Here is a 26,978-nt window from a genome sequence, read left to right as displayed (position 1 = left end):
TGCTAGCGCCGCGCTCCCACCAGAAATTCGCGGTTGCCGTCGCCGCCCTCGATCGGAGAGGGGATCGGCCCTTCAACTGCAAAACCGAGCGCCTTCAGCGTCGCGACGATCTCATCGCAAACCTGAAGCTGGATCGCCTCGTCGCGGACGATGCCTTTCTTGAGCGCGGCGCGGCCGGCTTCGAACTGCGGCTTGATCAGCGCCGCGATACCGGCCTGCGGCGCGAGCAGGTTGGCGACCGCGGGCAGCACGAGCTTGAGCGAGATGAAGCTGACATCGATCGCAGCAAGGCTCGGCCGTTCCGGCAGGGCTTCGACGGCCAGCGTGCGGATATCCTGTCCCTCGAAGCTGGTGACGCGCGGATCGGTCCGCAGCGAATGATGCAGCTGGTCGCGTCCGACATCGACGGCGACGACATGGCGCGCGCCGCGCTTCAGGAGCAGGTCGGTGAAGCCGCCGGTCGAGGAGCCGACATCGAGGCAGGCGAGCCCCTCTGGATCGAAGCCGAAGGCATCGAGCGCGCCCGCCAGTTTCAGCCCACCACGCGAGACGTAAGGGTGCGGTGCCTGCGCGGTCAGTTCCGCGTCGTCGGCCACCATTTCCGAGGCCTTGCGCACCGGAGTGCCATTGACGGTGACGAGCCCGGCTGCGATCGCGGCTTGCGCCCGTGCCCGACTCTCGAAGAAGCCGCGCTCGACGAGCAACTGGTCGGCCCGGCTCTTCATGCCCTAGCCGTCAGGCCAGCTTCACCGCGCTGGGCCGACCCAGTGCAGTCTCGACGGCCTTGACGATGCCGGCGGCATCGAGCCCGGCGGCGGCATACATCGCGTCCGGCTTGTCATGGTCCTGGAACGTATCGGGCAGCGTCAGGCTCCTGACCTTCAGCCCGGCATCGAGCGCGCCGTTCTGTGCGAGCAGGTGCAGGACATGGCTGCCGAAGCCGCCGACCGAGCCTTCCTCGACCGTGACGAGAACCTCATGCTCGCGGGCGAGCTTCAGGATCAGGGCCTCGTCGAGTGGCTTGGCAAAGCGGGCATCGGCGACCGTCGTAGACAGGCCGCGCTGCGCCAATAGCTCGGCGGCCTTGAGGCATTCGGCCAGACGCGTTCCGAGCGAGAGCAGTGCGATCCGCGTACCCTCGCGGACGATGCGGCCCTTGCCGATCTCGAGGGGTACGCTGACATCGGGGATCTCGACGCCGACCCCTTCGCCGCGCGGATAGCGGAAGGCGATCGGCCCTTCGTCATAGGCGGCTGCGGTCGCGACCATATGGGTCAATTCGGCTTCGTCGGCCGCTGCCATCACCACCATGTCCGGCAGGCAGGCGAGATAGGCGACATCGAAGGAGCCGGCATGGGTCGCGCCGTCGGCGCCGACGAGCCCGGCGCGGTCGAGTGCGAAGCGCACGGGCAGCTTCTGGATCGCCACGTCATGGACGATCTGGTCATAGGCGCGCTGCATGAAGGTCGAATAGATCGCGACGAAAGGCTTGTAGCCCTCGGTCGCGAGGCCGGCGGCGAAGGTCACGGCGTGCTGCTCGGCGATGCCGACATCGAAGGTGCGGCCCGGGAATTCCTTGCCGAAGGCGTCGAGCCCGGTGCCGGACGGCATCGCGGCGGTGACGGCGACGACCTTGTCGTCCTCACGCGCCTGCTTGATCAGGGCCTGGGCGAAGACATTGGTGTAGCTCGGCGCGTTCGCCGGCGCCTTGGCCTGCTGGCCGGTGACGGGGTCGAACTTGACCACGCCATGGTACTTGTCGGCGCTGGCCTCGGCCGGGGCGTAGCCCTTGCCCTTCTGCGTCACGACATGGACGAGGATCGGCCCGTTCCCGGCGTCGCGGACATTGCGCAGCACCGGCAGCAGATGGTCGAGATTATGCCCGTCGATCGGCCCGACATAGTAGAAGCCGAGTTCCTCGAACATCGTCCCGCCGGTCCAGAAGCCGCGGGCATATTCCTCGGTGCGCCTGGCCTTGTCGTGGAAGAAGCGCGGCAGCTTCTCGGCGAGCTGCTTGGCGACCTCGCGGATCGAGCGATAGGTCCGTCCCGAAACGAGCCGCGCCAGATAGGCCGACATCGCGCCGACCGGCGGGGCGATCGACATGTCGTTGTCGTTGAGGATGACGATGAGGCGCGAGCCGAGCGCGCCGGCATTGTTCATCGCCTCATAGGCCATGCCGGCCGACATGGCGCCATCGCCGATCACGGCGATGACGTTGTTCTGATCGCCCTTGAGGTCGCGCCCGAGGGCCATGCCGAGCCCGGCCGAGATCGAGGTCGAGGAATGCGCCGCGCCGAACGGGTCGTAATCGCTCTCGCTGCGCTTGGTGAAGCCGGAGAGGCCGCCCGGCTGGCGCAAGGTGCGGATGCGCTCGCGCCGCCCGGTCAGGATCTTGTGTGGATAGGCCTGGTGCCCGACATCCCAGATCAATCGGTCGCGCGGCGTGTCGAAGACATGGTGCAGCGCCACGGTCAGCTCGACCACGCCGAGCCCGGCGCCGAGATGCCCGCCGGTGACGGAGACGGCGTCGATCGTCTCGAGCCGGAGCTCATCGGCGACCTGCCGCAGCTCGGCGTCGTCGAGGGCCCGCAGATCGGCGGGGTCATGGATCGTGTCGAGGAGCGGCGTGGCGGGACGGGGCACGAGGCTGTCTGATCCTTCGCTGGGATGCCCTCGAAATAGAGCCTGCGCGGCGCGCTTGCAAACCGCAGTTGCGGTTTCGACCAAATCGACGGCACGGGCGCCGTCTTGCCACGAAACGGGTGGTTCCGACGCCGGCAACGGATTTCAGTGCGTTCACGACCGCTTCCGGGGATATCAGACCATGCAACCGACCGCTGCCACGCCCTTGCCTACGGCATTCCGCCGCATCGGCTGGTCCAATCTCTTCGCCCAGTTTTCCGAGCAGATCGCGCTGGCGGCGGCGCCCTTGGCCGCGGTGCTGCTGCTGGCGGCGGGGCCGGCCGAGACCGGCTGGCTGCAGACGGCGCAGACCTTGCCCTTCCTCCTGTTGTCCATTCCCGCCGGTTTGATGGTCGACCGCGCCTCCCGGCGCCGGCTCATGGTCGGTACCGAAATGTTGCGCGCGGTGTCCCTGCTGGCGATCCCGCTGCTGCTGGCGGCCGGGAGCCTCAACCTGACCTGGCTGGCCCTGATCGGGGCGCTCGGGGCTATCGGCACGGTCTGCTACAGCGTGGCGGCTCCGGCCTTCGTTCCCTCGGTGGTGCCGCGTGAGCGGCTGGCCGATGCCAATCGCTGGCTGGAGCTGGCCCGCAGCGCCGCCTATGCCGGTGGACCGGCGCTGGGCGGGGCGCTCGTCGGCTGGATCGGCGTCTCCACCGCTTATGGGCTGGCGGCCGGGCTCTCGATCCTCGCCGCGATGCTGCTGGCCGGCCTGCCGAAGGACGAGGCGCCGTCAGGCCCCCGGCGCGACCTGTTGCACGATCTGAAGGAAGGCGCTCGCTTCGTCGCCGGCCATGACCTGCTCCGGCCGATCCTGATGACGGCGGTGTTCTTCAACGTCTCCTGGTTCATCTTCCAGGCGGTCTATGTCGCCTATGCCGTCCAGAATCTGGGGCTGAGCGCCACGCAAGTCGGCATCTCGCTCGGCATCTACGGCGCGGGCATGATCGTCGGTGCCATCCTCGCGCCGGCCATCGCGAAGCAGGTCACGTTCGGGACGCTGATCCTGCTAGGCCCCTTCGCCGGGCTTTGCGCGGCGGGCGTGATGTTCGCGACGCTCTGGCTGCCCTCGGTCTATCTCGTCGCGGCGAGCTTCTTCCTGTTCGGCGTCGGGCCGATCATCTGGACGATCTCGACCATGACATTGCGCCAGGCGGTGACGCCGAACGCCATGCTCGGCCGCGTCTCGGCGCTGATCATGACGGCGACTTTCGGCGCGCGGCCGATCGGCGCCGCGATCGGTGCCTCCGTGGCGGCAAACCTCGGCATCGCCGCGTGCCTGGGCCTCGCGGCCACAGGCTTCCTGATCCAATTGCTGGTGATCGGCTTCTCGCGGGTGCCGAAGCTCAGGGACATTTCCGAGGCGGTCTGAATGGGCCGGCTCAGCCCTCGGGCAGCGGGATGAACTCGCTCTCGTCGCCGGGCACGGTGTCGAAGCGGCCGGTCTTCCATTCGTGCTTGGCCTGCTCGATACGCTCCTTCGAGGAGGAGACGAAGTTCCACCAGATATTGCGCGGGCCGTCCATCGGCTCGCCGCCGACGATCATGACGCGGGCCTGGTCGATGGCGAGGATCGAGATGCGGTCGCCCGGCTTGAAGACGAGGAGCTGGCCGGCGCCGAACTCGTCGCCGGCGATGTCGATCTTGCCGGAGACGATATAGATCGCGCGCTCGTCATAGTCGGGATCGAGCGGCAGGATCGCGCCGGGCGAGAGCACGGCCTCGGCATAGAGCGCGTCCCACGGGAACTTCACCGGTGAGGTCTGGCCATAGGCCGAGCCCATGATCAGGCTGATGCGCTTGCCGCCCTCGACGATGCGCGGCAGCTCGCCTGCGCCATGGTGCTTGAACTCGGGCGCGACCTCCTCATGGGTCTTCGGCAGGGCAAGCCAGGCCTGGATGCCGTAGAGCTTCGGGCCGGTGGCGCGGGCTTCCATGCCGGTGCGCTCGGAATGGACGATGCCGCGCCCGGCCGTCATCAGGTTCACCGCGCCCGGCTTGATCGCCAGTGCCGTGCCCAGCGAGTCGCGATGCATGATCTCGCCGTCGAACAGATAGGTCACGGTCGAGAGCCCGATATGCGGGTGAGGGCGCACGTCGAGACCTTCGCCGAGATGGAACTCGGCCGGGCCCATCTGGTCGAAGAAGATGAAGGGGCCGACCATACGCTGGCCAATCGCCGGCAGCGCCCGGCGGACCTGAAAGCCGCCGAGGTCATGGGAGCGGGGGACGATCACCTTCTCGATCGCCTCGCAGGAGCGGGCATCGCCCAGGATCGGATCGTCGGCGGGGAGTTGCGACATGAGGGCCTCCGTGGTTGAGGCTGAACCTGAGCCGGACGAGGCCCACAGGCAAGCGCCCGGTCGCAACCGGAGGTTGGCAAAAATGCAATGCCGCGGCACTTGGAGCGCCGCGGCATTGCGTGATGAACTTGTCGCTGTCGTTCCGGCGCCGAAGGCGCCCCGGCGGCTCAGTTCTCGACGTCGAGCGGGGCAGCGCCCGTCGGCTTGCCATCGGCGCCGAGCGTGATGCGCTCGATCCGGGCTTCCGCCTGCTTCAGCAGCGCGTCGCAGCGCGCCTTCAGCGCTTCGCCGCGCGTATAGATCGCGATCGATTCCTCGAGCGGAACGTCACCGCGCTCCAGCCGCGCCACGATGCCTTCGAGCTCCTTCATCGCCGCCTCGAAGGGCAGGGCGGCGACATCGGCGTTGGTCTTCTCTTCGCTCACGGCCTGATTCCTCTTTGCCGGTGAGCTTATCGGCTGGCGCGCGTCCGGCTGCAACCCGCTTCGCGCCGCTGCTGACTCAGACCGGCAGGGCGGAGGTCTTCTTGATCGTGCGCAGCGTCAGCGTCGACTGCACGCGGGTGACGCCCGGCAATTGCGTGATGATATCGGTATGGATGCGCTCGAAATCGGCGCTGTCGCGGTAGATCACCCGCATCAGATAGTCATGCGCGCCGGCCAGCCGATGGCATTCGAGAATCTCCGGCAGGCTCTGCACCGCCTGCTCGAAGCTCTCCAGCGAGGCGCGGCCCTGCTGGTCGAGCGTGACGAAGACGAAGGCCGTGCCGGGAAAGCCCGCGATCTTGTCGTCGAGCATCATCGCATAACCGCGGATCAGGCCGCTTTCCTCGAGCTGACGCACGCGGCGCAGGCAAGCCGAGGGCGATAGATGCACCTTCTCGGCAAGGTCCGAATTGGTGATGCGCCCGTCCTGCTGGAGAATCCGCAGGATGGAGCGGTCGCGCGAGTCGAGCTCGATCGTCATGGTCACGGGCAAGAGCCTCTAACAGAATCCGGAGGGGTCTCGACGCCGGCAATTCGTCCGCTCCGCCAGGAGCGGGGTGAAGCCGATACCGTTGGTATCGGCAAGCGCCGCGACGCCGCGGGCGGTCGAATTCCCGGCGCCGAAGGTGGGCTTTGGAGGGCCGCCTGCGGCGTCGGACCGACTTGCCGATATCGGCAGATATCGGCTGCGCGCTCCTCCTGGCATGCGGTTCCTCCAAAGCCCATCGAGACCCCTCCGGATTCTGTTAGAGGCTCTTTGGCCTCCCGCGCGATGCATCGTCGCAAAATTCACCCGATGCAAGCAATCTTCTGCAGCGAAGCGGCGAGGGTGCCGTAGCAATCACAGCCGGGGCGGGAAATGCGCGCAGGAAGCTGCGTGGCCCGAAGCTGGAGTTCAGGCGAGCGGCATGACGAAGGGCGTGCCTTCGAAGGCATCGGCGCCGCGCCCGATTCGCTGGATTGCGCGGGTCATCCGGCCGCGCCGCCCGAGCGTCGCATCGGCCAGCGCGACGAGCCGGGCATTCGGCGTGGCGGAAGGGGCCGCGCTGCGCAAGGCGTCGGCCACCTCGTCTTCATCACGCTCCGGCCCAAGTGTGCAGGCTGCGATATAGGCCGCTGCCGTCGAGCGGCTGATCCCGGCCCAGCAATGGATCACCATCGGCTCTGCGCGATCCCAGTCGCGCAGGAAGGCGAGCAGGCGCGCCATATGCTCCTGACCTGCGAGCACATGGCCATCGAGCGCCTGACTAATGTCGGACATCCCCAGGAAGAGATGTCGCTCGGGCGCAATCCCGGCCGGCCGCGCGACCTCCGTGCCGACATTGATCAGCGTCACCAGATGCCGGGCACGGACGGCAGCAACGGTCTCATCCAGCCGCGACAGCGGGGAAACGTGAAGGGTGGGCAAGGGCCAGCTCCGCAACGACAGGCGACGATAGCATGATCGACATCGCCGGCATCTCCATGACATGGAGGCACAGTTCCGATCGATCTCGCGCCGAAAAACTCCCCATGAATCTCTGGTTTCGCCTGATCTGGCTCCTGCTGACGACGCGTTTCCGCCCGCGGCTCGACCTGCCTGGCGAGGCCTCGGTGCTGCCTTTCCGGGTCTGGTTCCACGATCTCGACACCAGCCTGCATATGAACAACGGCCGCTACTGGACGCTGATGGATCTCGGCCGGCTCGACCTGATGCTGCGCAGCGGCCTGTGGCGGGCGGTGCTGCGTCATCGCTGGTTACCGATGGTCAATGCCGGCACGACCCGCTTCCGCCGTGAGATGCGGCTATTCCGCCCGTTCCGGGTCGAGACGACGATCCTGTGCTGGAGCGAGGGCTGGCTGGTCATGCAGCATCGCATGCTGATGCAGGGCCGGGACGGCACCGAGATCGTCGCGGCCGTCGCGCTCGTCAGGGCCGCGCTCTATGACAAGAAGGCGCGCGCCTATGTCCCGGTCGCGCGGCTGCTCGGCGAGATCGGCGTCACCGCGGAGAGCCCGCAGCCGAGCCCGGAGGTCGCGGCCTTCCTCGCCTCCGAGGACGCCATGCGCAGCGCCGCCTCGGCTACCACCTGAGCCCTACTCCGCCGCCAGCCGCGTCGCCCGCCATTGCGCCAGCAGCGCGCGGAGCGCAGCCGGCTTCAGCGGCTTGTTGAGCAGATGCACGTCGAGCGCGTTCGCCGCCTCGCGCACATGCGGCGTCCGGTCGGCGGTGAGCAGGATCGCCGGCATTGGTGTGCGGGCACGGGAACGCAGCGCGCTGATCGCGGTCAGGCCGTTGCCGTGGTCAAGATGGTAGTCGGCGATCAGCACATCCGGCTCGCCCTTGCTGCCGACATGCGGCAGCGCCTCGTCCAGGCTGGCGGCGATCGTGACGCGGCAGCCCCAGCCTTCGAGCAGGCGCTTCATGCCGTCGAGGATGGCGGGCTCGTTGTCGACGACCAGAAGCCGCATGCCTGCGAGCTGCCCGGCCGGAGCGTTGCGCGGCACGGTTGCCGTGGTCATCGCCGGCAGCGGCGCGGCGCGCGGCACCGAGACCGAGAAGCGCGTGCCGCGTCCGGGCGCCGAATCGAGCGTCAGGCCATGGTCGAGCGCACGCGCGATGCGCTGCACGATCGAGAGCCCGAGGCCGAGGCCGCGCGCCACCTTCGCGCCCTGGTCGAGCCGTTGGAACTCACGGAAGACAGTCTTCTGCTTGCTTTGGGGGATGCCGAGCCCGGTATCGATCACCTCGACGGCGACCTGATTGCCACGGCGCCGGCAGCCGATCAGCACCTTGCCGTTCGGCGTGTATTTGATCGCGTTCGAGATCAGGTTCTGCAGCAGCCGGCGCAACAGGCGGCGGTCCGAGCGCAACGTCAGGCTGGTCGGCATGAACACCAGCTTCAGGCCCTTTTCCTGGGCGCTCGGTTCGAATTCGCGCTGGAGCTGGCGCATCAGCTCGTCCAGCCGGAAGGATGACAGCTCCGGCTTGAGAGCGCCGCCATCGAGCCGCGATATCTCCAGAAGCGCGGTCAGGATCTCCTCGACAGCGTCGAGCGAGGCGTCGATATTCTCGGCGAGTTCCGGCTGGCCGCCGCTGCGATCACGCTCGACCAGCGAGGTCGCGTAGAGGCGCGCGGCGTTGAGCGGCTGCAGGATGTCGTGGCTGGCGGCGGCGAGGAAGCGCGTCTTCGAGGCATTCGCCGCTTCGGCCTCGGCCTTGGCGCGCTGGAGTTCGGCATTGACGTGCAGCAGCTCCTCGGTGCGCTCGGCGACGCGCCGTTCGAGGCCCTCGTTCGCGCGTTCGAGCTCCTCCTCGCCGGCGACGGTGTCGGTGATGTCGGTATAGGTCGTGACGAAGCCGCCATCAGGCAGGGCGTTGGTACGGACCTCGATGACCTTCTTCGACGGGTAGAGCTTCAGACGCACGGGCTCGCGGTCGTTGATGAAGCTCTCCAGCCGCGCCGCCATCAATTCGTCGCGTGCGCCGGTGCCATAGGCGCCGCGGGCCGCATTGTAGCGCACGATCTCGTCGAGCCCCGTGCCGAAGCGGACCAGCGAGGCCGGCAGGTCGTAGAGCTGGATGAAGGCCTGGTTCCAGGCGAGCAGCCTGAGGTCCCGGTCGAGCACGGTGATGCCCTGTCCGGCATGGTCGAGACCGTGCTGGAGGATGTCGCGGTTGTACTGGAGCGCGGCCGAGGCGTCGTCGAGCAGCTTGAAGGCGGCCTCGGTCGAGAGGTTGCGCCGCTTCAGCAGCAGCGACAGCACGAGCCGCGAGGAGGCCGCGCCGATCGCCGAGGAGAGCAGGTGCTCGCCGAAGCGCAGCAGGTGAATATCGGCCTGGCGCCCGCTTTCCGAGGCCTCGCCGCGGCCGCTGTTGAAACCCTCGAAGGCGCGCTGGGTGCGCTCCGCCCCGAGATAGCGCGCGATCGTCGATTGCAGCTCGCCCTCGGTGATGGTGGTGCGCCAGAGCGAGAAGGACTGGGCCATCGTCGTCGGCTGGGACTCGACGAAGGCATTGGCCTGCAGCCGCTCCATCGCATTGGCGGGCCGGAGCAGCGAGAAGCCGATATAGGCGAGGATGTTGAAGCTCAGGCTCCAGAACACGCCATGCGGCAACGCCGGCCACTCCAGCCCGAACAGCGCCTCCGGTCGGAAGATGCCGGCGCCGAACGGGCCATGCGCGACGATCTCGCTCCACCAGCCGCCGGGCAGGGCCAGACTCGGCATCAGCAGCGTATAGGCCCAGACCAGCGTCCCGACCGTCAGACCGGCCACGGCGCCCAGCGCCGTGCCGCGCCGCCAGAACAGGCCGCCGAAGAAGGCCGGCGCAATCTGCGCCGTCGCCGCGAAGGAGAGCAGGCCGATCGAGACCAGCGCCGCCTCGCCCGAGGCGCGGTAATAGAGATAGCCGAGCAGGATCACGACGAAGATGCTCAGCCGGCGGATGATCACCACCTGCGAGCCGAGATCGCCGCCAAGATTGCTGTTGCTGGCGCCCCGCCTGCCAAAGAACCGGACCGCCCGGCCCGGATCGCTCAGGCCCCGCCGGCCGCGCAGCAGGAGCGGCATCACGAGATGGTTGGAGATCATGATCGCGAGCGCGACCGAGGCGACGATCACCATCGCCGTCGCCGCCGAAAGGCCGCCGACGAAGACCAGGAGCGCGATCACCCCGGCCTCTCGCTGCAACGGCAGCAGCAGCACGGTCATGTCGCGGTCGACGCCGCTGCCGGGGATCAGGATCTCGCCCGCCGCCGCCAACGGCAGCACGAACAGGTTGATCAGCACGAGATAGAGCGGGAACATCCACGCGGCGCGGCGCACGTCGCGCACGTCGCGGTTCTCGACGATCGTCATGTGGAACTGCCGCGCCAGCAGGAGCGCGGCGCAGCTCGACAGCAACGTCAGCGTCAGGAAGTTCGGCCAGCTCGAGGTGCGCTCCCAGATCGGCAAGGCGCCGCTCGCGGGATGGGCTGCCTGCGCCAGCAGGTCGCCGGCGCCGCCGAACAGCCCGTAGACGATGAAAAAGCCGAGCACGAGGAAGGCGACGAGCTTGATCAGCGATTCCACCGCGATCGCCAGCACGAGCCCGTCCTGGTGTTCGGTCGCATCGATATGGCGGGTGCCGAAGGCGCAGGCGAAGCCGGCGAGCACGATCGCGACGAGGAAGGGCAGGTCGCTCAGCACCGGCACGTCCGGCGTCGGCGGATGGCCGCCGGTCGCCGCGAGGAAGACCGAGAGCGAGTTCGCGACGGCCTTCAACTGCAGCGAGATATAGGGCAGCGCGCCGATCACCGCGACGATGCAGACCAGCGCTGCGACGCGTTCGCTCTTGCCGTAGCGGGCGCCGACGAAATCGGCGATCGAGGTGATGTTCTGCGACTTGGCGATGCCGACGATGCGGCCGACGAAGCGGTGGCCCAGCCCGATCACGAGGATCGGCCCGACATAGATGCCGAGGAAATCGAACCCCGCGCGGCTGGCGAAGCCGACCGAGCCGTAGAAGGTCCAGGAGGTGCAGTAGACGCCGAGCGCCAGCGCATAGATCGTCGTCCGCGCCCGGCCGGTCATCAGCTTGCGTCCGGAGGTGTCGGCCATGTGCGCGACGGCGAAGAGCCCGCACAGATAGGCGAGCGCGACCAGCACCACGGACCAGGCGGGGATCATGCCGTCCTCGCGGATGCCGTATGCGAACGAGGTCGGGGTGCAGGCGTCATGGAATTCCGCTTCTTGGTTTTCCGTAGAGTATCGGAGGGCCTGCCAGCTCGCCATAGGCCATTGGCGCAAGCCTTCAAGCCGGATTCATCCCCAGCTCTTTGGGTTTCAGGTGCCCCAGGGCCGGCTTCGGCGTGTTTTCGGGCTTTCCCTGTTCTGTCCGGCTGGTCTAGCGTCCGGGGCAGGCTGTTGGGGTAGCCTTGCCGATTCTCAAGGGGTGCAGCATGTTGGAAGAATTCAAGAAATTCGCCCTGAAGGGCAATGTCGTCGACCTCGCCATCGGTGTCATCATCGGCGCGGCCTTCAGCAAGATCGTCGACTCCCTCGTCGCCGACATCATCATGCCCTTCATCGGCGCGCTCGGCGGCGTCGATTTCTCGAACTATTTCATCGGCCTCAACAGCGCCGTCACGTCGCCGATCCTTTCGGAAGCCAAGAAGCAGGGTGCGGTCCTCGCCTATGGCAACTTCGTCACGGTCGGCATCAACTTCCTGATCATCGCCATGGTCCTCTTCATGGTCGTCAAGGGTATCAACAAGCTGCAGAAGCAGCAGCCGGCGAAGGAAGAGGCTCCCCCGGCCAAGCCCGACGACGTCGTCCTGCTCGGTGAGATCCGCGACCTGCTCAAGCAGAAACAGGCCTGATCCCTTACCCCCGCGCGGCCGTGATTCATCACGGCCGCCGATCGACCCGATCTCGCGATTTCATGCCTCGCCGCGCCGCGATCGGCTAAAGGTGGGCCATCGTATTGTCGCGAGGCCGATCCCGATGAACAGCGCCATCCTGCCGGGCAGCACCCTGCTTGCCGAGCTTCGCCCCGAGGCCCGGAATGCGCCGGAAAGCGGCATCGTCGAGGTGGTCAATCACGGCCGCCTCAAGCCGGGCCTGATCCCGCTCTGGGTCGGCGAGGGCGATCTCTCGACCCCCGCCTTCATCTCGGATGCGGCGGCCCGCTCGCTTGCGGCGGGCGAGACCTTCTACACTTGGCAGCGTGGCATTCCGGAACTCCGCGAGGCTCTCGCCCGCTACCACCAGCGCCTCTATGGCCGCGCGTTCTCGCCCGAGAGCTTCTACGTCACGGGCTCGGGCATGCAGTCGGTCCAGATCGCGGTACGGATGATCGCCGGCCCCGGCGACGAAATCCTCATCCCGACCCCGGCCTGGCCGAATTTCGGCGCAGCGGTCGGCGTCAGCGGCGCCAGCACCGTCTGCGTGCCGATGGATTACAAGCAAGGCCAGTTCACCCTCGATCTCGACCGGCTCGCGGCGGCGATCACGCCGCGCACCCGCGGCATCCTGGTGAACTCTCCGTCCAACCCGACCGGTTGGACCGCGACCCGGGCCGAGCAGGAGGCGCTGCTGGCGCTCTCGCGCAAGCACGGCATCTGGATCGTCGCCGACGAGATCTATGGCCGCTTCATCTATGACGGCTCTGAGCGCGCGCCCTCCTTCCACGACATCATGGAGGCGGAGGACCGCGTCATCTTCGTCCAGACCTTCTCGAAGAACTGGGCCATGACCGGCTGGCGCATCGGCTGGATCGAGGTGCCCGTCGCCTTCGGGCAGGTCGTCGAGAACCTGATCCAGTATTCGACCTCCGGCTCGCCGGTCTTCGTCCAGCGCGGCGCCATCGCTGCCCTCGACGAGGGCGAGGGCTTCGTCGCCGAGCAGATCGCGCGCGCCGCCGAAGGCCGCCGGATCGTGTTCGAGGGGCTGAAGGCGACGAACCGCGTCACGCTTTCGGCGCCGGTCGGGGCGTTCTACCAGTTCTTCTCGGTTGATGGCCGCGAGGATTCCCGCAAGCTCGCGCTCGATCTGGTCGACAGCGCCAATGTCGGTCTCGCGCCCGGCACCGCCTTCGGTCCCGGCGGCGAGACGGGCCTGCGCCTCTGCTTCGCCCGCAAGTCCAGCGATCTGGTCGAGGCCGTCGCGCGCCTGCAGAAGGCTTTGGCCGCCGGCTGAGTCCAAGGCAGGCGGCGCAACGCCGCCTTGCATCCGGCGGGCAGCAGGTCGGTTGACCCGCTGCCGCGCCATCGCCATGAACGCCCGGCGCCGCCTGTTCCCGGCGCGGCGGGAACGCGATGAAACCGTTCGGCTACCCCACGAACCGGCTGGTCATTCTCTGGCGGGAAATCCTGGTCATCGCGCTCGCGGCCATCGGGGGCGGGGCCTTTGCGCTGCTCGGCATGCCCGCAGCCTGGCTGTCCGGATCGATGCTGATCAGCGCGGTCGTCGCGTTGATGCGCCCGCTGCCGAACCTGCGCCGGCCCTGGTTCGATTCCACCATGGTTCTCTCCGGCGTGATCATCGGCTCGGCCGCGACGCCCGAGGCGCTGGCGGCGGCGGCGCGCTATCCCGCTTCGCTGATCATCCTCCTCGTCGGCGTTACCGCTATCATGCTCGCGACCGGGGCTTATCTGCGCCATGTCGCGCGCTGGCCCTGGATCGATGCCCTGCTGGCCGCCGCGCCCGGCGCTCTCTCGACTGTGCTCGCGGTGGCGCAGGCGAAAGGCGCCAATATCGGGCGGATCTCGGTCGTCCAGCTGTTTCGCCTGTTGGTGCTGGTCGCGCTCCTGCCCAGCGTGATGCAATTGAGTGGCGCCGCTGCCAGCATGCCGGCAGCCGCCCTTCAAGAGGTCGATGCCGGCACCATGTTCGGCGTGACCATGTCCGGACTGGCGCTGGGCCTCCTCTTCGAGCGGCTCGGGCTCTCCGCGCCATTGATGTTCGGCGCGACCTTCGCCAGCGCAGCCCTGCACGGTAGCGGCCTTGTCGAGGGTGCGTTGCCCATGCCGATCCAGATCGCCGTGCAGATATTGCTTGGTACCACCATGGGCGGGCGCATCGCCCATATCCCGCGCAATGAGCTGAAGGGGCTGTTTCCGCTCGCCATCGGCGGCTTCGCCGTCTCGATTGGCGTCGCCTTCCTGTTCGCCTGGCCGGCTGCCTGGCTCGCCGGCGTCTCCTTTGCCAGCGGCATGGCGGCCTTCGCGCCAGGTGGCCTGGAGGCGATGGCGATGCTAGCCTTCGCGATGGGGCTCGATACGCTCTATGTCGGCGCGCATCATCTCGTACGCTTCGTCGTCATCGGCCTGGCGATGCCGCTCGTGCTCAGCCGCATGAGGAACGCGCCGCCGCGCTGACCGTCTGGGCCGGTTAAGCTTAACGATCCATTATACTTCGGGTCCGTGATTGCGGCTTCCCCGCAAATCCGAATTCATTCGCTCCTGCTAGGTACTTAGCCGTCGACGGAGGTCGATGGCAGCGGAGCGACCGCCATGAACATCGCCGTGCAGGCGCCGACCGTCTGGCGCCGTCCCGCCAAGCCCGTCGCGGTCATCGGCGCCGGCATTGCCGGTCTTACCGCAGCCTATGAGCTGGAACGCCGCGGTATCCGCGCCACGGTCTTCGAAAGCGGCAGCGCTGTCGGGGGCATGGCCTCATCCTTCAAGGATGCCGAAGGTTATACTTACGATTTCGGCGCGCATTTCGTCAGCAACCGCCTGGCCGATGCAATGGGGGCGAGCGGCATCTCGAGAACCGTCTGTCATTACGGCGAGGCGGTCGCGCTGGGCGGCAGGAGCTACAGCTACCCTTTCGGGCTCGCGCTCTCGCCCCGCTACGTGGCGAGCGCCGTTTCCGCCCGTCTTCATCCCCGGCCGGTCGAAAGCGCGGCCGACTGGTTCCGCAATGCCTATGGCGAGGCGCTCGCCGAGGATGTCGCGATACCGCTTGCCGAAGCCTGGTCGGGCGCGCGGGCTCACGAACTCTCGCCCGCCGTCGGCCATAAGCTCGCGGCTGGTGTGATGAAGACCTTCATGCTGAAGGCGGCCTCGCGGCTTTCGGGCAGGGCGGTCTGCAACGGCTATTCGCACGAGATGCCGGAAAGCCCACGCGTCTATCATGTCTATCCCGAGGGCGGCGTCGCCAAGCTGCTGGAGCCGACGGTTGCGCGCCTCAGCGACAGCATCGCGCTCGAATCGAAGGTCGAGCGTGTCTACGTCGAGAACGGCAAGGTCGTGGCGGTGAAGGTCAATGGCCGCGAGATCGGCGTCTCCGCCGTGGTCAGCACGGCCCCGGTCCATGTCCTGCCCAGGCTCGTCGAGGGCACCGACGCGCTCGATGAACTCGCCGGCTTCCGCTACCGCCCGATGATCTTCGTCAACCTGCGGTTCGAGGGCCGCAACCTCCTGCCCGACACGATGCTCTGGGTGCCGGATCGCACGCAGCCCTTCTTCCGGGTCACCGAAGCACCGTTCTCCATGCCTTGGCTCGCGCCGGAGGGGCGCACGCAACTGACCTTCGATATCGGCTGCGAGGTCGGAGATTCCTGGTGGACGATGTCGGACGAGAAACTGGCGCAGGCCTGCCTCGACGGCCTGTGCCGCATCTATCCGCATCTGCGCGAGCGCTATATCGGCGCGGGCGGCATGCTGAAGACGCCCTTCGCCTATCCCGTCTATCTCTCGCGCTACGAGGAGCGCCGCCAGGGTTTCGCTGAAAGCACGGGTGTCGACGGCCTCTACAGCATCGGCCGCAACGGCGAGTTCGCCCATCTCCTGATGGAGGACATCTACTGGCGCACGCTGAAGCGCATGCGCGATGTCGCTGATTACGTCGGGCGGGACGTTGGAGCAGGCGTCGCTAGGTCGGCCGCGTAGCTCCATTCGTATGCGTCATGACCGCGTAGAGCGAGGTCGTGCCGCAGATGAACAGGCGGTTGAGTTTCGGGCCGCCCCAGCAGACATTGGCGGTGATCTCCGGAATATGGACCTTGCCGATGAGCGTGCCGTCCGGGTGGTAGATATGGACGCCGTCGGCGGCGCTGGTCCAGATCCGCCCCTCGATATCGAGGCGGAAGCCATCGAACAGCCCGGCGGTGCAGGTGGCGAACACCTCCGACTCTCCGAGCGTGACGCCATCCGCGCCCATGCTGAAGCTGCGGATATGCCGCGGCCCGTTCTCGGGATCGTGGCTCCCGCCGGTATCGGCGATGTAGAGGATGCTCTCGTCCGGCGAGAAGGCGAGGCCGTTGGGCTTGACGAAATCATCGGCGACGATGGCGATCTCGCCCGTCTGGCCGTCGATCCTGTAGACATTGCAGGCGCCGATCTCGCCGTGGGACTTGTCGCCCTCGTAGTCACTGAGAATGCCGTAATCGGGATCGGTGAACCAGATCGAGCCATCCGACTTTACCACGGCATCGTTGGGCGAATTCAGGCGCCTGCCGCCGAAATGGCTGGCGAGCACGGTGACCGAGCCGTCATGCTCGGTGCGCGTCACCTGCCGCCCGCCATGCTCGCAGGTGACGAGCCGCCCCTCGCGGTCGATCGTGTTGCCGTTGGAGTTGCGCGCCGGCTGGCGGAAGGTGCCGACCTGTCCGCTCAGCGCGTCGTAGCGCAGCATGCGGTCGTTCGGGATGTCCGACCAGACCAGCGTGTTATGGGCCGGGAACCAGGCCGGTCCCTCGGACCAGCGTGCGCCCGTCCAGAGGCGCTCGACGCGGGCCGAGCCCGGAATGACGCGATGGAACCGCGGATCGAGGACCGTAACCCCCGTGCCTTCGAGCAGGCCGAACATGTCATTCCTCCCTAAAGCTTTGGCTGGAGCATCCTTGCCCGCGCGGGGCAGGGCAATGCCCTAGAGCGCAAGCCCCGCATCCCAATAGGGCGTGGCGCCATAGAGTTCGCCGAGATAGTCGACGAAGGCGCGCACCTTCTGCTCCATGTGCCGGCGGCTCGGGTAGACCGCATAGATCGCGACACGCGAGCCGACCGCATAGGCCGGCAGGACCCGCTGTAGCGCCCCGGATTTGAGCTCCGGCCCGACATCCCAGGTCGAGCGCGGGGCGATGCCGACGCCGCCCAGCAAGGCCTCGCGCACGACCTCGCTCGAATTGGTGCGCAAGGGGCCGTTGACCCGCACCGAGACCGGTCCCTCCGGCCCGTCGAGCCGCCAGTGGTCGGCGTTATGGGCGATCAGGGTATGGCGCGACAGGTCAGCGATCTCGTTTGGCGTGCCGTGCTCCGCCAGATAGCCCGGCGTCGCGCAGAGCACCCGGTGGTTGCGGGCAAGGCGCTTGGCGACGAGGCTGGAATCCTGCAGGTCGGCGATCCGGATCGCCAGGTCGAAGCCTTCGCCCACGACATCGACGAAGGCGTCGCTGAGCACGAGCTCGACCGTCACCAGCGGATTGGCGTCGAGGAAGCGCTTGAGATGCGGCGCGACATGCATCCGGCCGAAGGAAGTCGGCGCCGAGACGCGCAGCGTCCCGCGCACCTGTCCGGCGCCGCTCGATACCCAGGATTCGGCCTCCTCGATCGAGGACAGGATCGAGACGACGCGCTCGTAGAAGCCTTGTCCGGCCTCGGTGAGGGCAAGCTGCCGCGTCGTGCGCTGGAGCAGGCGCACGCCGAGCCGCTCCTCCAGCCGGCGGATGCGCTTCGAGATCACCGCCGGCGACAGGTTAAGCTGCCGGCCGGCCGCCGACATGCTCTTGGTCGTCACCACATGTGCGAACACGTCGAGATCGCCAAACCGGTCCATCGCTACGCCACCTTTTCCAATCTGGAAATAATGGCTGGCTTTGGCCACGCTGCAAGTGCCATTGAATTGATCTAATCTGCCGCGCAGACAAATGCCCGTCAGTGGTGTGGATGAGTCGTCGAGAGTGGAGGGGAAAGATGAGCGCGATAGCCTTTCCGGTGCCGGATGCCGGCATTCTCGCCCGTCGCGAATCGATCATCGCCGGCCTCGCGCGCCTTGTCTCGCCGCAGGCGCTGATCACCAGCGACGATGAGCGCCGCCCCTACGAGACCGATGCGCTGACCGCCTATCGGCGCATGCCGCTCGCCGTCGTTCTGCCCTCGACCACGCAGGAGGTCGCCGCTGTCCTGCGCTATTGCCGGGAGCAGGGCGTGCCGGTGGTGCCGCGCGGCTCTGGCACCTCGCTCGCGGGCGGCGCGATCCCGCAGGAGGACGCGGTGGTCGTCGGCGTCTCCAAGATGAACCGCATCCTCGCGATCGACTATGCCAACCGTGTCGCGCGGGTCGAGGCCGGCGTCACCAATCTCGCGGTCACCGGCGCGGTGTCGGCTGAAGGCTTCTTCTATGCGCCCGATCCGTCGTCGCAGCTCGCCTGCTCGATCGGCGGCAATATCGGCATGAATTCGGGCGGGGCGCACTGCCTGAAATACGGGGTCACCACCAACAACGTGCTCGGCGTGACCATGGTCCTGCTCGACGGCAGCATTGTGGAGATCGGCGGCGCCCATCTCGATTCACCCGGCTACGACCTGCTCGGCCTGATCAACGGCTCGGAAGGCCAGCTCGGCATCATCACCGAGGCGACGGTTCGCATCCTGCGGGCGGCCGAGGGTGCGCGCCCCGTGCTGTTCGGCTTCCCGACCAGCGAGCAGGCGGGCTCGGCCGTGGCTGCGATCATCGGCGCTGGCATCATCCCGGTCGCGATGGAGTTCATGGACAAGCCGGCGATCGAGATCTGCGAGGCCTTCGCCAAGGCCGGCTACCCGATGGATGTCGAGGCGCTGCTGATCATCGAGGTCGAGGGTTCCGACGAGGAGATGAACGCCCAGCTCGCCCGCATTGTCGCGATAGCGCGGGAGCACGGTGTGAGCACCGTCAAGGAATCGAAATCGGCGATGGAGGCGGCGGCGATCTGGAAGGGCCGCAAATCCGCCTTCGGCGCCACCGGCCGCATCGCCGACTATATCTGCATGGACGGCACGATCCCGACCGGGCAACTGCCCTATGTGCTCCGGCGCATGGACGAGATCGTGAAGGGCTATGGCCTGCGCGTCGCCAATGTCTTCCATGCCGGCGACGGCAATCTCCATCCGCTGATCCTCTACAATTGCAACGATCCCGTAGAGGCGCAGAAGGCCGAGGATGCCGGCATGGACATCCTCAAGCTCTGCGTCGAGGTCGGCGGCTGCCTGACCGGCGAGCACGGCGTCGGCATCGAGAAGCGCGACCTGATGACCTTCCAGTTCAATCCGGAAGACCTCGCCCAGCAGATGCGGGTGAGGGCGGTGTTCGACGAAAGCTGGCTGCTCAACCCGGCGAAGGTCTTCCCGCTGGAAGGCAGGGTGGCGGCGTAGCTTTGTCATTCCGGGGCTCGCGCAGCGAGAACCCGGAACCCACGACTGGGTGAGAGGGATGCCGTACTTCGTCTATCTCCTCGCCCGAAAGAAGGACGGCACGCTCTATCTGGGTATCACCAATGATCTTGCGAGGCGCGTTCAAGAACACAAGGCGAAGCAGAATATTGGCTTTACCTCGCGATACGACGTTGATCGACTTGTCTGGTACGAAGAATTCGAATGGGTCCACGAAGCCATCGATCGGGAGAAGGCACTGAAGAAATGGCGCCGCGCCTGGAAGATCAAATTGATCGAGGACATCAATCCCGAATGGACGGATCTCTATGAAGGGCTGGCTTGAACGGGGGCACCCTGTCGTGGGTTCCGGGTTCTTCGCTGCGCGAAGCCCCGGAATGACAAAGGGCAGCGCATGATCGTCCACACTCCCACCACCGAGGCGCAGGCCTGCGCCGTCGTGAAGTCGGTCATCGACAGCGCCGTGCCGCTCACGCTGCGGGGCGGCGGCACGCGCTCTGGCCTCGGACGCCCGGCCCAGGCCGCGAGCACGCTGTCCAGCGTCGGCTTGACCGGCATTACGCTCTACGAGCCGGCCGAGATGGTCATCGCGGCCCGCGCCGGCACGCCGCTCGCACTCGTGCAGGAAACCCTCGCTGAGCGCGGCCAGATGCTGCCCTTCGAGCCGATGGACCACCGCGCCCTCTATGGCAGCGAGGGCGAGCCGACGATCGGCGCCATCGCCGCCTGCAACATCTCTGGCCCGCGCCGGATCAATGCCGGCGCCGCCCGTGACTCTCTGATCGGGGTCAGGCTGGTCAATGGCCGCGGCGAGATGATCAAGTCCGGCGGGCGCGTGATGAAGAACGTCACTGGCCTGGACCTCGTGAAGCTCCTCAGCGGCAGCCACGGCACGCTCGGCTTCCTCACCGAAGTCACCTTCCGCGTGCTGCCGCGGGCGGAACGCATCGTCACGCTGCAATGGCGCGGCCTCTCCGACGAAGTGGGTGTTGCGCTGCTGGCGAAGGCGCTGGGCTCGCCCTTCGAACCGATGGCGGCGGCGCATCTCCCGGCCCGGATCGCTGGCGAGGAGGCGCTGACCCTGTTGCGTCTGGAGAATTTCTCGGACTCGATCGACTACCGTGCCGGTGAACTCGCGCTGCTGCTCGGCGACTATGGCACGCCCGATCGGCTGGAAGGAAAAGCCCCGACCGCACTCTGGAGCGATATCCGCGATGCGGCCTTCTTCGCCGGCAGCGATGACGCGGTCTGGCGGCTCTCGCTCGCTCCGACCAACGGCCCGACGGCCGCCGCCGCGATCAGGCGGATGATCCCGGCCGCACGCTGCTTCTACGACTGGGGCGGCGGACTGGTCTGGCTGGCAGTTCCCGCCTATGGCGATGCCGGCGCCGCCGCGATCCGCGCCGCGCTGAAGCCGCTCGGCGGCCATGCCACGCTGGTCCGCGCGTCCGATGCGATCCGCGCCGCCGTCGACGTGTTCCAGCCGCTGGCAGAGCCGCTGATGCGGGTGACCGCCGGCATCAAGAAAAGCTTCGATCCCGCCGGCATCTTCGAGCCCGGCCGGATCTATGCGGGGATCTGATGACGCTCGCTGACACGCTTTCCGCCGAAACCCGCGATGGCCGCGCGAGCTGGGCATCCAACCGGCTCGGCCCCGTCGCGCTCGTGTTCGTGGCCGCGCTGCTGATCGCGGGCGTCGCCGCGATCCTGCTCTGGATGGGTCGCGAGCCGATCTGCAAATGCGGGGCGATCAAGTTCTGGCAAGGCACGGTGGTTTCTTCCGAGAACTCCCAGCACATCGCCGACTGGTACACCTTCTCGCATATCATCCACGGCTTCCTGTTCTACGGCCTGTTCTGGCTGATCCGTCGCATCACCGGCCTGCCGATCGCCTTCGGCCTCGCGCTCCTGCTCTCGATCCTGCTCGAAGGCGCCTGGGAAATCGCCGAGAACACCGACGCCGTGATCAACCACTACCGCTCGGCGACGATCTCGCTCGACTATTACGGCGACAGCGTCCTGAACTCGGTCAGCGATACCCTCTCGATGGTGCTGGGCTTCCTGATCGCCCGGCTCGTACCGGTCTGGCTGACGGTGACCAGCGCGCTGGCGATGGAACTCATTGTCGGCTGGCTGATCCGCGACAACCTCACCCTCAACGTCATCATGCTGCTCTGGCCGATGGACTGGATCAAAGCCTGGCAGGGCGGGGCCTGAATCGATGCAGACGAACTTCACTCCCGAGCGCCTCGCCTCCGACCCGCGCATGCCGGCTTCGGAGAAGATCCTGCGGACCTGCGTGCATTGCGGCTTCTGCACCGCGACCTGCCCGACCTATCTGCTGCTCGGCGACGAGCTCGATTCGCCGCGCGGGCGCATCTACCTGATCAAGGACATGCTGGAGAACGGCAAGCCCGCCACCGAAGAGGTGGTGAAGCATGTCGACCGCTGCCTCTCCTGCCTCTCCTGCATGTCGACCTGCCCCTCGGGCGTGCATTACATGCACCTCGTCGATCACGCCCGCGCCCATATCGAGGAGACCTATACCCGCTCCTGGCATGACAGGTTGTTGCGCAAGGTGCTGGCGGCGATATTGCCCTATCCCGGCCGTTTCCGCGCCGCGATGCTGATGGCGCTGGTCGGCAAGCCGCTGGCGCCGGTGCTGGGCGTGATCCCGGTCGTCGGCTCGCGTCTCAAGGCGATGCTGGCGCTGGCGCCCGCGCGCCTGCCGACACGCTCCGCCATGGAAGGCCCGCATAGCTTCCCGCCGCCGACCGAGCGCAAGAAGCGCGTCGCGCTGCTCTCCGGCTGCGCCCAGCCGGTGCTCGATCCCGCCATCAACGAGGCGACGATCCGCCTGCTCAACCGCCATGGCGTCGAGGTCGTGCTGCCGAAGGGGGAGGGCTGCTGCGGCGCGCTCGTCCATCATATGGGGCAGGAGCACGATGCCCTGTCCTTCGCACGCAAGAACATCGACGCCTGGATGGCGGAGGTCGATGGTGAGGGGCTCGACGCGATCCTGATCACCGCTTCCGGCTGCGGCACCACGATCAAGGATTACGGCTTCATGTTCCGCAACGAGCCGGCCTATGCCGAGAAGGCGGCGAAGGTCTCAGGCTTGGCGAAGGACGTGACCGAGTTCCTGGAGACGCTGGAGCTTGCTCCGACCCGCGATGTCGCGATACCGATCGCCTATCACTCCGCCTGCTCGATGCAGCATGGCCAGCAGCTCAAGGATGGGCCCAAGCGCTTGTTGTCGGGCGCCGGCTTCAAGGTGAAGGAGGTGCCGGAGGGCCATATCTGCTGCGGCTCGGCCGGCGTCTACAACATCCTCCAGCCCGAGATCGCGGGGAAGCTGCGCGAGCGCAAGATCGGCAATATCGAGCGGACGAAGCCGATGCTGGTCGCGACCGGTAACATCGGCTGCATGACCCAGCTCGCAAAGGGTTTTTCGGACAAGGGCTCAGGCGTGCCGGTGGTTCACACTGCCGAGTTGCTGGATTGGGCGACCGGCGGGCCATTGCCGGAGAAGCTGGCGCGGGCGGGGGTCGAGGACCGGCCTTTAAGGGCGGCGCGGCTGGCGGCTGCCGAGTAGTCGAGCTTGCCCCTCGCGCCCGTACGGTCTAACCCGCAGTCAACTTTCCGTTGATTGTCCGAGCTCGCCCCATGTCCGCCGACAAGACCGCCCCTGCCAAGCTGAAGGCCCGCCAACCGCGCGGCTTCGTCGATCGCGGCCCGGCCGATGTCGCCGCGACCGAGCGCATGCTCTCCGTCATCCGCGAGAGCTTCTCGGTCTATGGCTTCGATCCGGTCGAGACGCCCTTCGTCGAATACACCGACGCGCTCGGCAAATTCCTCCCGGATCAGGACCGGCCGAACGAGGGCGTCTTCTCCTTCCAGGACGATGACGAGCAGTGGCTCTCGCTGCGCTACGACCTGACGGCACCGCTCGCCCGTTATGTCGCCGAGAATTTCGACGCGCTGCCGAAGCCCTATCGCAGCTATCGCGTCGGCTATGTCTTCCGCAACGAGAAGCCGGGGCCGGGCCGCTTCCGCCAGTTCATGCAGTTCGATGCCGATATCGTCGGCTCCGGCACCGTCGCGGGCGATGCCGAGATCTGCATGCTCGCTGCCGACACGATGGAGAAGCTCGGCATCAAGCGCGGCGACTATGTCGTGAAGGTCAACAACCGCAAGGTGCTCGACGGCGTGATGGATGCGGCCGGGATCGACCCCGCCGCGCGCCTGACCGTGCTGCGCGCGATCGACAAGGCCGACAAGTTCCCGCTCGAAGAGGTCCGCAAGCTTCTCGGCGAAGGCCGCAAGGACGAGAGCGGCGACTTCACCAAGGGCGCAGGGCTCACCGACGCGCAGGCCGACAAGATTGTCCGGTATCTTGCTGTTGGAAAAAAACTCGCCGATCTGGGCAAAGCCTACTCTCAGGACGCCGTTCAGTCAGCCAAGCTCTCAGCGGCAGCTGTCGAGGAGTTGCAGCAGCTCGTGGTTGGGGCGGATATCGGTGGTGAGGGCATCCAAGAGCTGGAGCAGATTCGCGAGCTGATCACGGCGGCCGGCTATCTCGGGCGGATCATCATCGACCCCTCCGTCGTGCGCGGCCTTGAGTATTACACCGGCCCGGTCTACGAGGTGGAGCTCACCTTCCCGGTCACCAACGATGACGGGCAGGTCGTGCGCTTCGGCTCGGTCGCGGGTGGCGGGCGCTATGACGGTCTCGTCGGCCGCTTCCGGCCTGAGCCCGTGCCGGCGACCGGCTTCTCGATCGGCGTCTCCCGGCTGTTCTCGGCGCTGAAGGCGGTGAAGTCGCCGATCGTCGACAGCAAGAACGAACTACCGCTCGTCGTCGTCACAGCGATGGACAACAAGTCGCCGGAATTCATGCCGGGCTATCAGGCGATGGTCTCGGCCCTGCGCCAGGCCAAGGACGCGGACGGCAAGCCGCTCCTGCGCGCCGACCTCTATCTCGGGGGCTCCGGCTTCAATGCCCAGATGAAATATGCCGACCGTCGCGGCGCGATCTGCGCCGTTATTCAGGGCTCTTCCGAGCGCGAGGCCGGCACGGTCGTCATCAAGGACCTGATCCTCGGCGCCGAGCTCGCCGCCGCCAGCCGCGACGTCAAGGATTCTGCCGAGCACAAGGCGAAGCAGGCCGAGGCCCAGTTCGCCGTGCCGGTCGCGGAATTGGTCGAGGGCGTGAAGCGGGTGCTGGCGCGACATTCGTGAGCGCCCTTCTCCCCTTGCGGGAGAAGGTGCCGGCAGGCGGATGAGGGGTCGCGCTGTGATCCATTGTCGGCGCCTGTTCCGGCCACGATGCTCGAAGCGTCGCGCGACCCCTCATCCGTCTCGGCTTCGCCGAGCCACCTTCTCCCGCAAGGGGAGAAGGGAAGGGACGCGAAACTCCGTTCACCCATTTCCCTCAAATCCCTCGAAAATTCGCGGCGTCGCTGCTAGAGCATCGGACCGAAAAGTGGCGTTCCCTTTTCGGAGCCATCCGATGCTGATTTCCGGCGCGGCGCTCGCAACAGGACAGGACGAGCCGTGCCCGCAAGCCGCGCCAGCATCGAGACCGTGATCGCGCTCTTCGCCGGCGAGGGCTATGAGCATGCCGAGCCGGCGATCCTGCAGCCGGCCGACGTCTTCCTCGATCTCTCCGGCGAGGATATCCGCCGCCGTATCTTCATGACGCAGGATGCCGACGGCCGCGACTGGTGCCTGCGCCCCGAATACACCATCCCCGTCGCGCTCGATCACATCGCCTCGGGCCGGGCGGAGCCGGCGGCCTACGCCTATGCCGGCCCGGTCTTCCGCATGCGCTCCGGTGAGCCGGGCGAGTTCCTGCAAGCGGGGCTTGAATCCTTCGGCCGCGACGATTTCACCGCCACTGACGCCGAGATCATGGCATTGACCATCGAGGCGACGGCGATGCTCGGCCTCGCCGAGCCGCGCATCGTCATGGGCGATGTCGCCGTGCTTGGCGCGCTGCTCGACGGCCTTGCTGTACCGCAAGGCGCCCGTCGTCGGCTGGTCCGCGCCGTGGTGCAGGGCAAGGGCACCGATGCGGTCGATGCGCTCGATCCCCCGGCTGCCGATGGCGATGCCGCCCATGCCGGCCTGCTCAAGGCGCTCGAGGGGCAGGACCCCAAGGCCGCTCGCGCTTTCGTCGAGGATGTGCTCTCGATCGCTGGTATCTCGACCGTGGGCGGACGCTCCGCCGCCGATATCGCCGAGCGCTTCCTGGCGCGCGCCGCCGAGCGTGAGAACCCGGTCAATGGCGACGTCAAGGCGCTGCTGGCGCAGGTGCTCGCGGTCTCCGGCGATCCGGACGCGGCCTCGGCCTCGCTGCGCGGCCTTGCCGATCAGGCTTCCCTCGATATTGGCCGGCAACTCGACGCCTTCGACGAGCGCACCGGCTTCCTCGCCGCGCGCGGAGTCGATATCGGCGCCATCCGGTTCTCGGCCGGCTTCGCCCGCAATCTCGACTACTACACCGGCTTCATCTTCGAGCTTCACGACACGGCCCGCGGCGACGGCAAGCCCGTTGCCGGCGGCGGCCGCTACGACAACGTCCTCGGCCGCCTCGGCGCGCGCCAGCCACTTCCCGCTGTCGGCGCCTCGCTCTGGCTCGACCGCCTGACGGGAGACGCCGCATGAGCCAGATGCCGGACAACGACGCCCCGCTCGTCCTCGCCGTGCCCTCGAAGGGCCGCCTGCAGGAGAACGCCACCGCCTTCTTCGGCCGCGCCGGGTTGAAATTTGTCAAGTCGCGCGGCGAGCGCGACTATCGCGGTGCGATTGCCGGCGTCGATGGCGCCGAAGTCGCCTTCCTCTCAGCCTCCGAGATCGTCGCGCAGCTCTCCTCCGGCGCCGCCCATGTCGGCATCACCGGCGAGGATCTCGTCCGCGAGCAGCTTTCGGATGCCGATGCGGCGGTCGAGATGCTGACCCCGCTCGGCTTCGGCCACGCCAATGTCGTCGTCGCTGTTCCGCAAGCCTGGATCGACGTGCGCAACATGGCCGATCTCGACGATGTCGCTTCCGCGATGCGGGCGCGCCACGGCAAGAAGCTGCGTGTCGCGACCAAATACGTGAACCTGACCCGCCGCTTCTTCGCGCAGCACGGTCTCGCCGATTACCGCATCGTCGAAAGCCTCGGCGCGACCGAGGGCGCGCCGGCTGCCGGCACGGCCGAGATCGTGGTCGACATCACCACGACCGGCGCGACGCTTTCCGCCAATGCGCTGAAGGTCCTCGACGACGGCGTGATGCTGGCGTCCGAGGCCAATCTCGTCGCCTCGATGCAGGCCCCGTGGGGGGCGCGCGCGAAGGCCGCGGCCAAGACCATCCTGTCGCGGATCGCGGCGGAGGAGGAGGGGCGCACGCTCCGCGAGGTCCGCGCACGGCTCGATCTCGCTCCGGATGCGCTCGCCGCGCTGGAGGAACGCTTCGGCGCGCGCCTGCCGTTCGGGGCGCCGGCCTCTGGAACGCCGCTGACGCTGCACTGCCCGGACAAGGCGGTCTTTGCGCTGGTCGAGCATCTCGATGGCCTCGGCGCCGACGATGTCACCGTCAGTGCGCCGGCCTATGTCTTCCGCCGCGCGAACCGGTTGCTGGAGCGTTTGAACGCCCGCATCTGATGCTGCACGGCAGCATCG

The 26,978-nt window shown here is 67.3% G+C and carries 23 protein-coding genes; 14 read left to right on the top strand and 9 right to left on the bottom strand.

Annotated features, from left to right (window positions below; translation table 11 throughout):
• Positions 1–2: 2 nt before the first annotated feature.
• Both ACODTJ_RS16210 and dxs read right to left on the bottom strand, forming a co-directional pair.
• Positions 3–725, bottom strand: a complete 723-nt coding sequence (locus tag ACODTJ_RS16210; RefSeq protein WP_454657783.1) for a TlyA family RNA methyltransferase — start codon at positions 723–725, stop codon at positions 3–5.
• A 10-nt stretch (positions 726–735) separates the two neighbouring features.
• A complete protein-coding gene (gene dxs, locus ACODTJ_RS16205; RefSeq protein ID WP_454657782.1) occupies positions 736–2,646 on the bottom strand; it encodes a 1-deoxy-D-xylulose-5-phosphate synthase in 1,911 nt (636 codons plus the stop codon).
• A gap of 181 nt (positions 2,647–2,827) precedes the next feature.
• Here dxs and ACODTJ_RS16200 point away from each other — a divergent pair, with 181 nt between their 5' ends.
• Positions 2,828–4,057: an MFS transporter gene (locus ACODTJ_RS16200; protein WP_454657781.1), complete on the top strand. Its 1,230-nt coding sequence runs from the start codon at positions 2,828–2,830 to the stop codon at positions 4,055–4,057.
• Between the two features lie 10 nt (positions 4,058–4,067).
• On the opposite strand, the gene ACODTJ_RS16195 is transcribed toward ACODTJ_RS16200, so the two are convergent.
• The 4 genes from ACODTJ_RS16195 to ACODTJ_RS16180 form a co-directional block, all read right to left on the bottom strand.
• Positions 4,068–4,988, bottom strand: coding sequence for a pirin family protein (locus ACODTJ_RS16195; RefSeq protein WP_488849424.1), 921 nt, complete (start codon positions 4,986–4,988; stop codon positions 4,068–4,070).
• Positions 4,989–5,155: 167 nt separating this feature from the next.
• Entirely contained in the window at positions 5,156–5,413 is a 258-nt protein-coding gene (locus tag ACODTJ_RS16190; RefSeq protein ID WP_454657779.1) for an exodeoxyribonuclease VII small subunit, read from the bottom strand.
• 76 nt (positions 5,414–5,489) lie between these two features.
• On the bottom strand, positions 5,490–5,954 hold the full coding sequence (locus tag ACODTJ_RS16185) for an Lrp/AsnC family transcriptional regulator (RefSeq protein WP_488849485.1): 465 nt from the start codon (positions 5,952–5,954) through the stop codon (positions 5,490–5,492).
• A gap of 414 nt (positions 5,955–6,368) precedes the next feature.
• Entirely contained in the window at positions 6,369–6,881 is a 513-nt protein-coding gene (locus tag ACODTJ_RS16180) for a tyrosine phosphatase family protein (protein ID WP_454657778.1), read from the bottom strand.
• A 104-nt stretch (positions 6,882–6,985) separates the two neighbouring features.
• On the opposite strand from ACODTJ_RS16180, the gene ACODTJ_RS16175 reads away from it, so the two are divergent.
• A complete protein-coding gene (locus ACODTJ_RS16175; protein WP_454657777.1) occupies positions 6,986–7,546 on the top strand; it encodes a thioesterase family protein in 561 nt (186 codons plus the stop codon).
• A 3-nt stretch (positions 7,547–7,549) separates the two neighbouring features.
• On the opposite strand, the gene ACODTJ_RS16170 is transcribed toward ACODTJ_RS16175, so the two are convergent.
• On the bottom strand, positions 7,550–11,122 hold the full coding sequence (locus ACODTJ_RS16170; protein WP_454657776.1) for a hybrid sensor histidine kinase/response regulator: 3,573 nt from the start codon (positions 11,120–11,122) through the stop codon (positions 7,550–7,552).
• A gap of 272 nt (positions 11,123–11,394) precedes the next feature.
• On the opposite strand from ACODTJ_RS16170, the gene mscL reads away from it, so the two are divergent.
• From mscL to ACODTJ_RS16150, 4 genes are all read left to right on the top strand, one after another.
• Positions 11,395–11,814 carry a large conductance mechanosensitive channel protein MscL gene (gene mscL, locus ACODTJ_RS16165; RefSeq protein ID WP_454657775.1) on the top strand — a complete coding sequence of 140 codons (420 nt, stop codon included), beginning with the start codon at positions 11,395–11,397 and terminating at the stop codon, positions 11,812–11,814.
• A gap of 124 nt (positions 11,815–11,938) precedes the next feature.
• The gene (locus ACODTJ_RS16160) at positions 11,939–13,132 is read left to right on the top strand and encodes a pyridoxal phosphate-dependent aminotransferase (protein ID WP_454657774.1); all 1,194 of its coding nucleotides are present in this window, start codon (positions 11,939–11,941) and stop codon (positions 13,130–13,132) included.
• Between the two features lie 119 nt (positions 13,133–13,251).
• The gene (locus ACODTJ_RS16155; RefSeq protein ID WP_454657773.1) at positions 13,252–14,313 is read left to right on the top strand and encodes an AbrB family transcriptional regulator; all 1,062 of its coding nucleotides are present in this window, start codon (positions 13,252–13,254) and stop codon (positions 14,311–14,313) included.
• 135 nt (positions 14,314–14,448) lie between these two features.
• Positions 14,449–15,831, top strand: a complete 1,383-nt coding sequence (locus tag ACODTJ_RS16150) for a protoporphyrinogen/coproporphyrinogen oxidase (RefSeq protein WP_454657772.1) — start codon at positions 14,449–14,451, stop codon at positions 15,829–15,831.
• Here the strand turns inward: ACODTJ_RS16150 and ACODTJ_RS16145 are convergent.
• Together ACODTJ_RS16145 and ACODTJ_RS16140 are read right to left on the bottom strand one after the other, a co-directional pair.
• Positions 15,815–16,750, bottom strand: a complete 936-nt coding sequence (locus tag ACODTJ_RS16145; RefSeq protein ID WP_454657771.1) for an SMP-30/gluconolactonase/LRE family protein — start codon at positions 16,748–16,750, stop codon at positions 15,815–15,817. The genes ACODTJ_RS16150 and ACODTJ_RS16145 overlap by 17 nt on opposite strands.
• 60 nt (positions 16,751–16,810) lie before the next feature.
• Positions 16,811–17,716, bottom strand: a complete 906-nt coding sequence (locus ACODTJ_RS16140; RefSeq protein ID WP_488849419.1) for a LysR family transcriptional regulator — start codon at positions 17,714–17,716, stop codon at positions 16,811–16,813.
• Positions 17,717–17,853: 137 nt separating this feature from the next.
• Here ACODTJ_RS16140 and ACODTJ_RS16135 point away from each other — a divergent pair, with 137 nt between their 5' ends.
• The 8 genes from ACODTJ_RS16135 (at position 17,854) to hisG (ending at position 26,960) form a co-directional block, all read left to right on the top strand.
• A complete protein-coding gene (locus ACODTJ_RS16135) occupies positions 17,854–19,290 on the top strand; it encodes an FAD-linked oxidase C-terminal domain-containing protein (RefSeq protein ID WP_454657769.1) in 1,437 nt (478 codons plus the stop codon).
• Between the two features lie 58 nt (positions 19,291–19,348).
• Positions 19,349–19,633, top strand: coding sequence for a GIY-YIG nuclease family protein (locus ACODTJ_RS16130; protein ID WP_454657768.1), 285 nt, complete (start codon positions 19,349–19,351; stop codon positions 19,631–19,633).
• A gap of 69 nt (positions 19,634–19,702) precedes the next feature.
• Entirely contained in the window at positions 19,703–20,890 is a 1,188-nt protein-coding gene (locus ACODTJ_RS16125; RefSeq protein ID WP_454657767.1) for an FAD-binding protein, read from the top strand.
• Positions 20,890–21,525, top strand: a complete 636-nt coding sequence (locus ACODTJ_RS16120; RefSeq protein ID WP_454657766.1) for a DUF2585 domain-containing protein — start codon at positions 20,890–20,892, stop codon at positions 21,523–21,525. Before ACODTJ_RS16125 ends, ACODTJ_RS16120 begins: the two co-directional genes overlap by 1 nt.
• Before the next feature lie 4 nt (positions 21,526–21,529).
• On the top strand, positions 21,530–22,903 hold the full coding sequence (gene glcF, locus ACODTJ_RS16115; protein ID WP_454657765.1) for a glycolate oxidase subunit GlcF: 1,374 nt from the start codon (positions 21,530–21,532) through the stop codon (positions 22,901–22,903).
• Positions 22,904–22,974: 71 nt separating this feature from the next.
• Positions 22,975–24,549, top strand: coding sequence for a histidine--tRNA ligase (gene hisS / locus ACODTJ_RS16110; protein ID WP_454657764.1), 1,575 nt, complete (start codon positions 22,975–22,977; stop codon positions 24,547–24,549).
• Between the two features lie 315 nt (positions 24,550–24,864).
• The gene (locus tag ACODTJ_RS16105; protein ID WP_454657763.1) at positions 24,865–25,977 is read left to right on the top strand and encodes an ATP phosphoribosyltransferase regulatory subunit; all 1,113 of its coding nucleotides are present in this window, start codon (positions 24,865–24,867) and stop codon (positions 25,975–25,977) included.
• A gap of 5 nt (positions 25,978–25,982) precedes the next feature.
• Positions 25,983–26,960 carry an ATP phosphoribosyltransferase gene (gene hisG, locus ACODTJ_RS16100; RefSeq protein ID WP_454659023.1) on the top strand — a complete coding sequence of 326 codons (978 nt, stop codon included), beginning with the start codon at positions 25,983–25,985 and terminating at the stop codon, positions 26,958–26,960.
• The last annotated feature ends 18 nt before the right edge of the window (positions 26,961–26,978 follow it).

The sequence above is a fragment of the Allobosea sp. FG18 genome (assembly GCF_057809495.1).
This window is presented reverse-complemented; position numbering and strand designations above follow the sequence as displayed.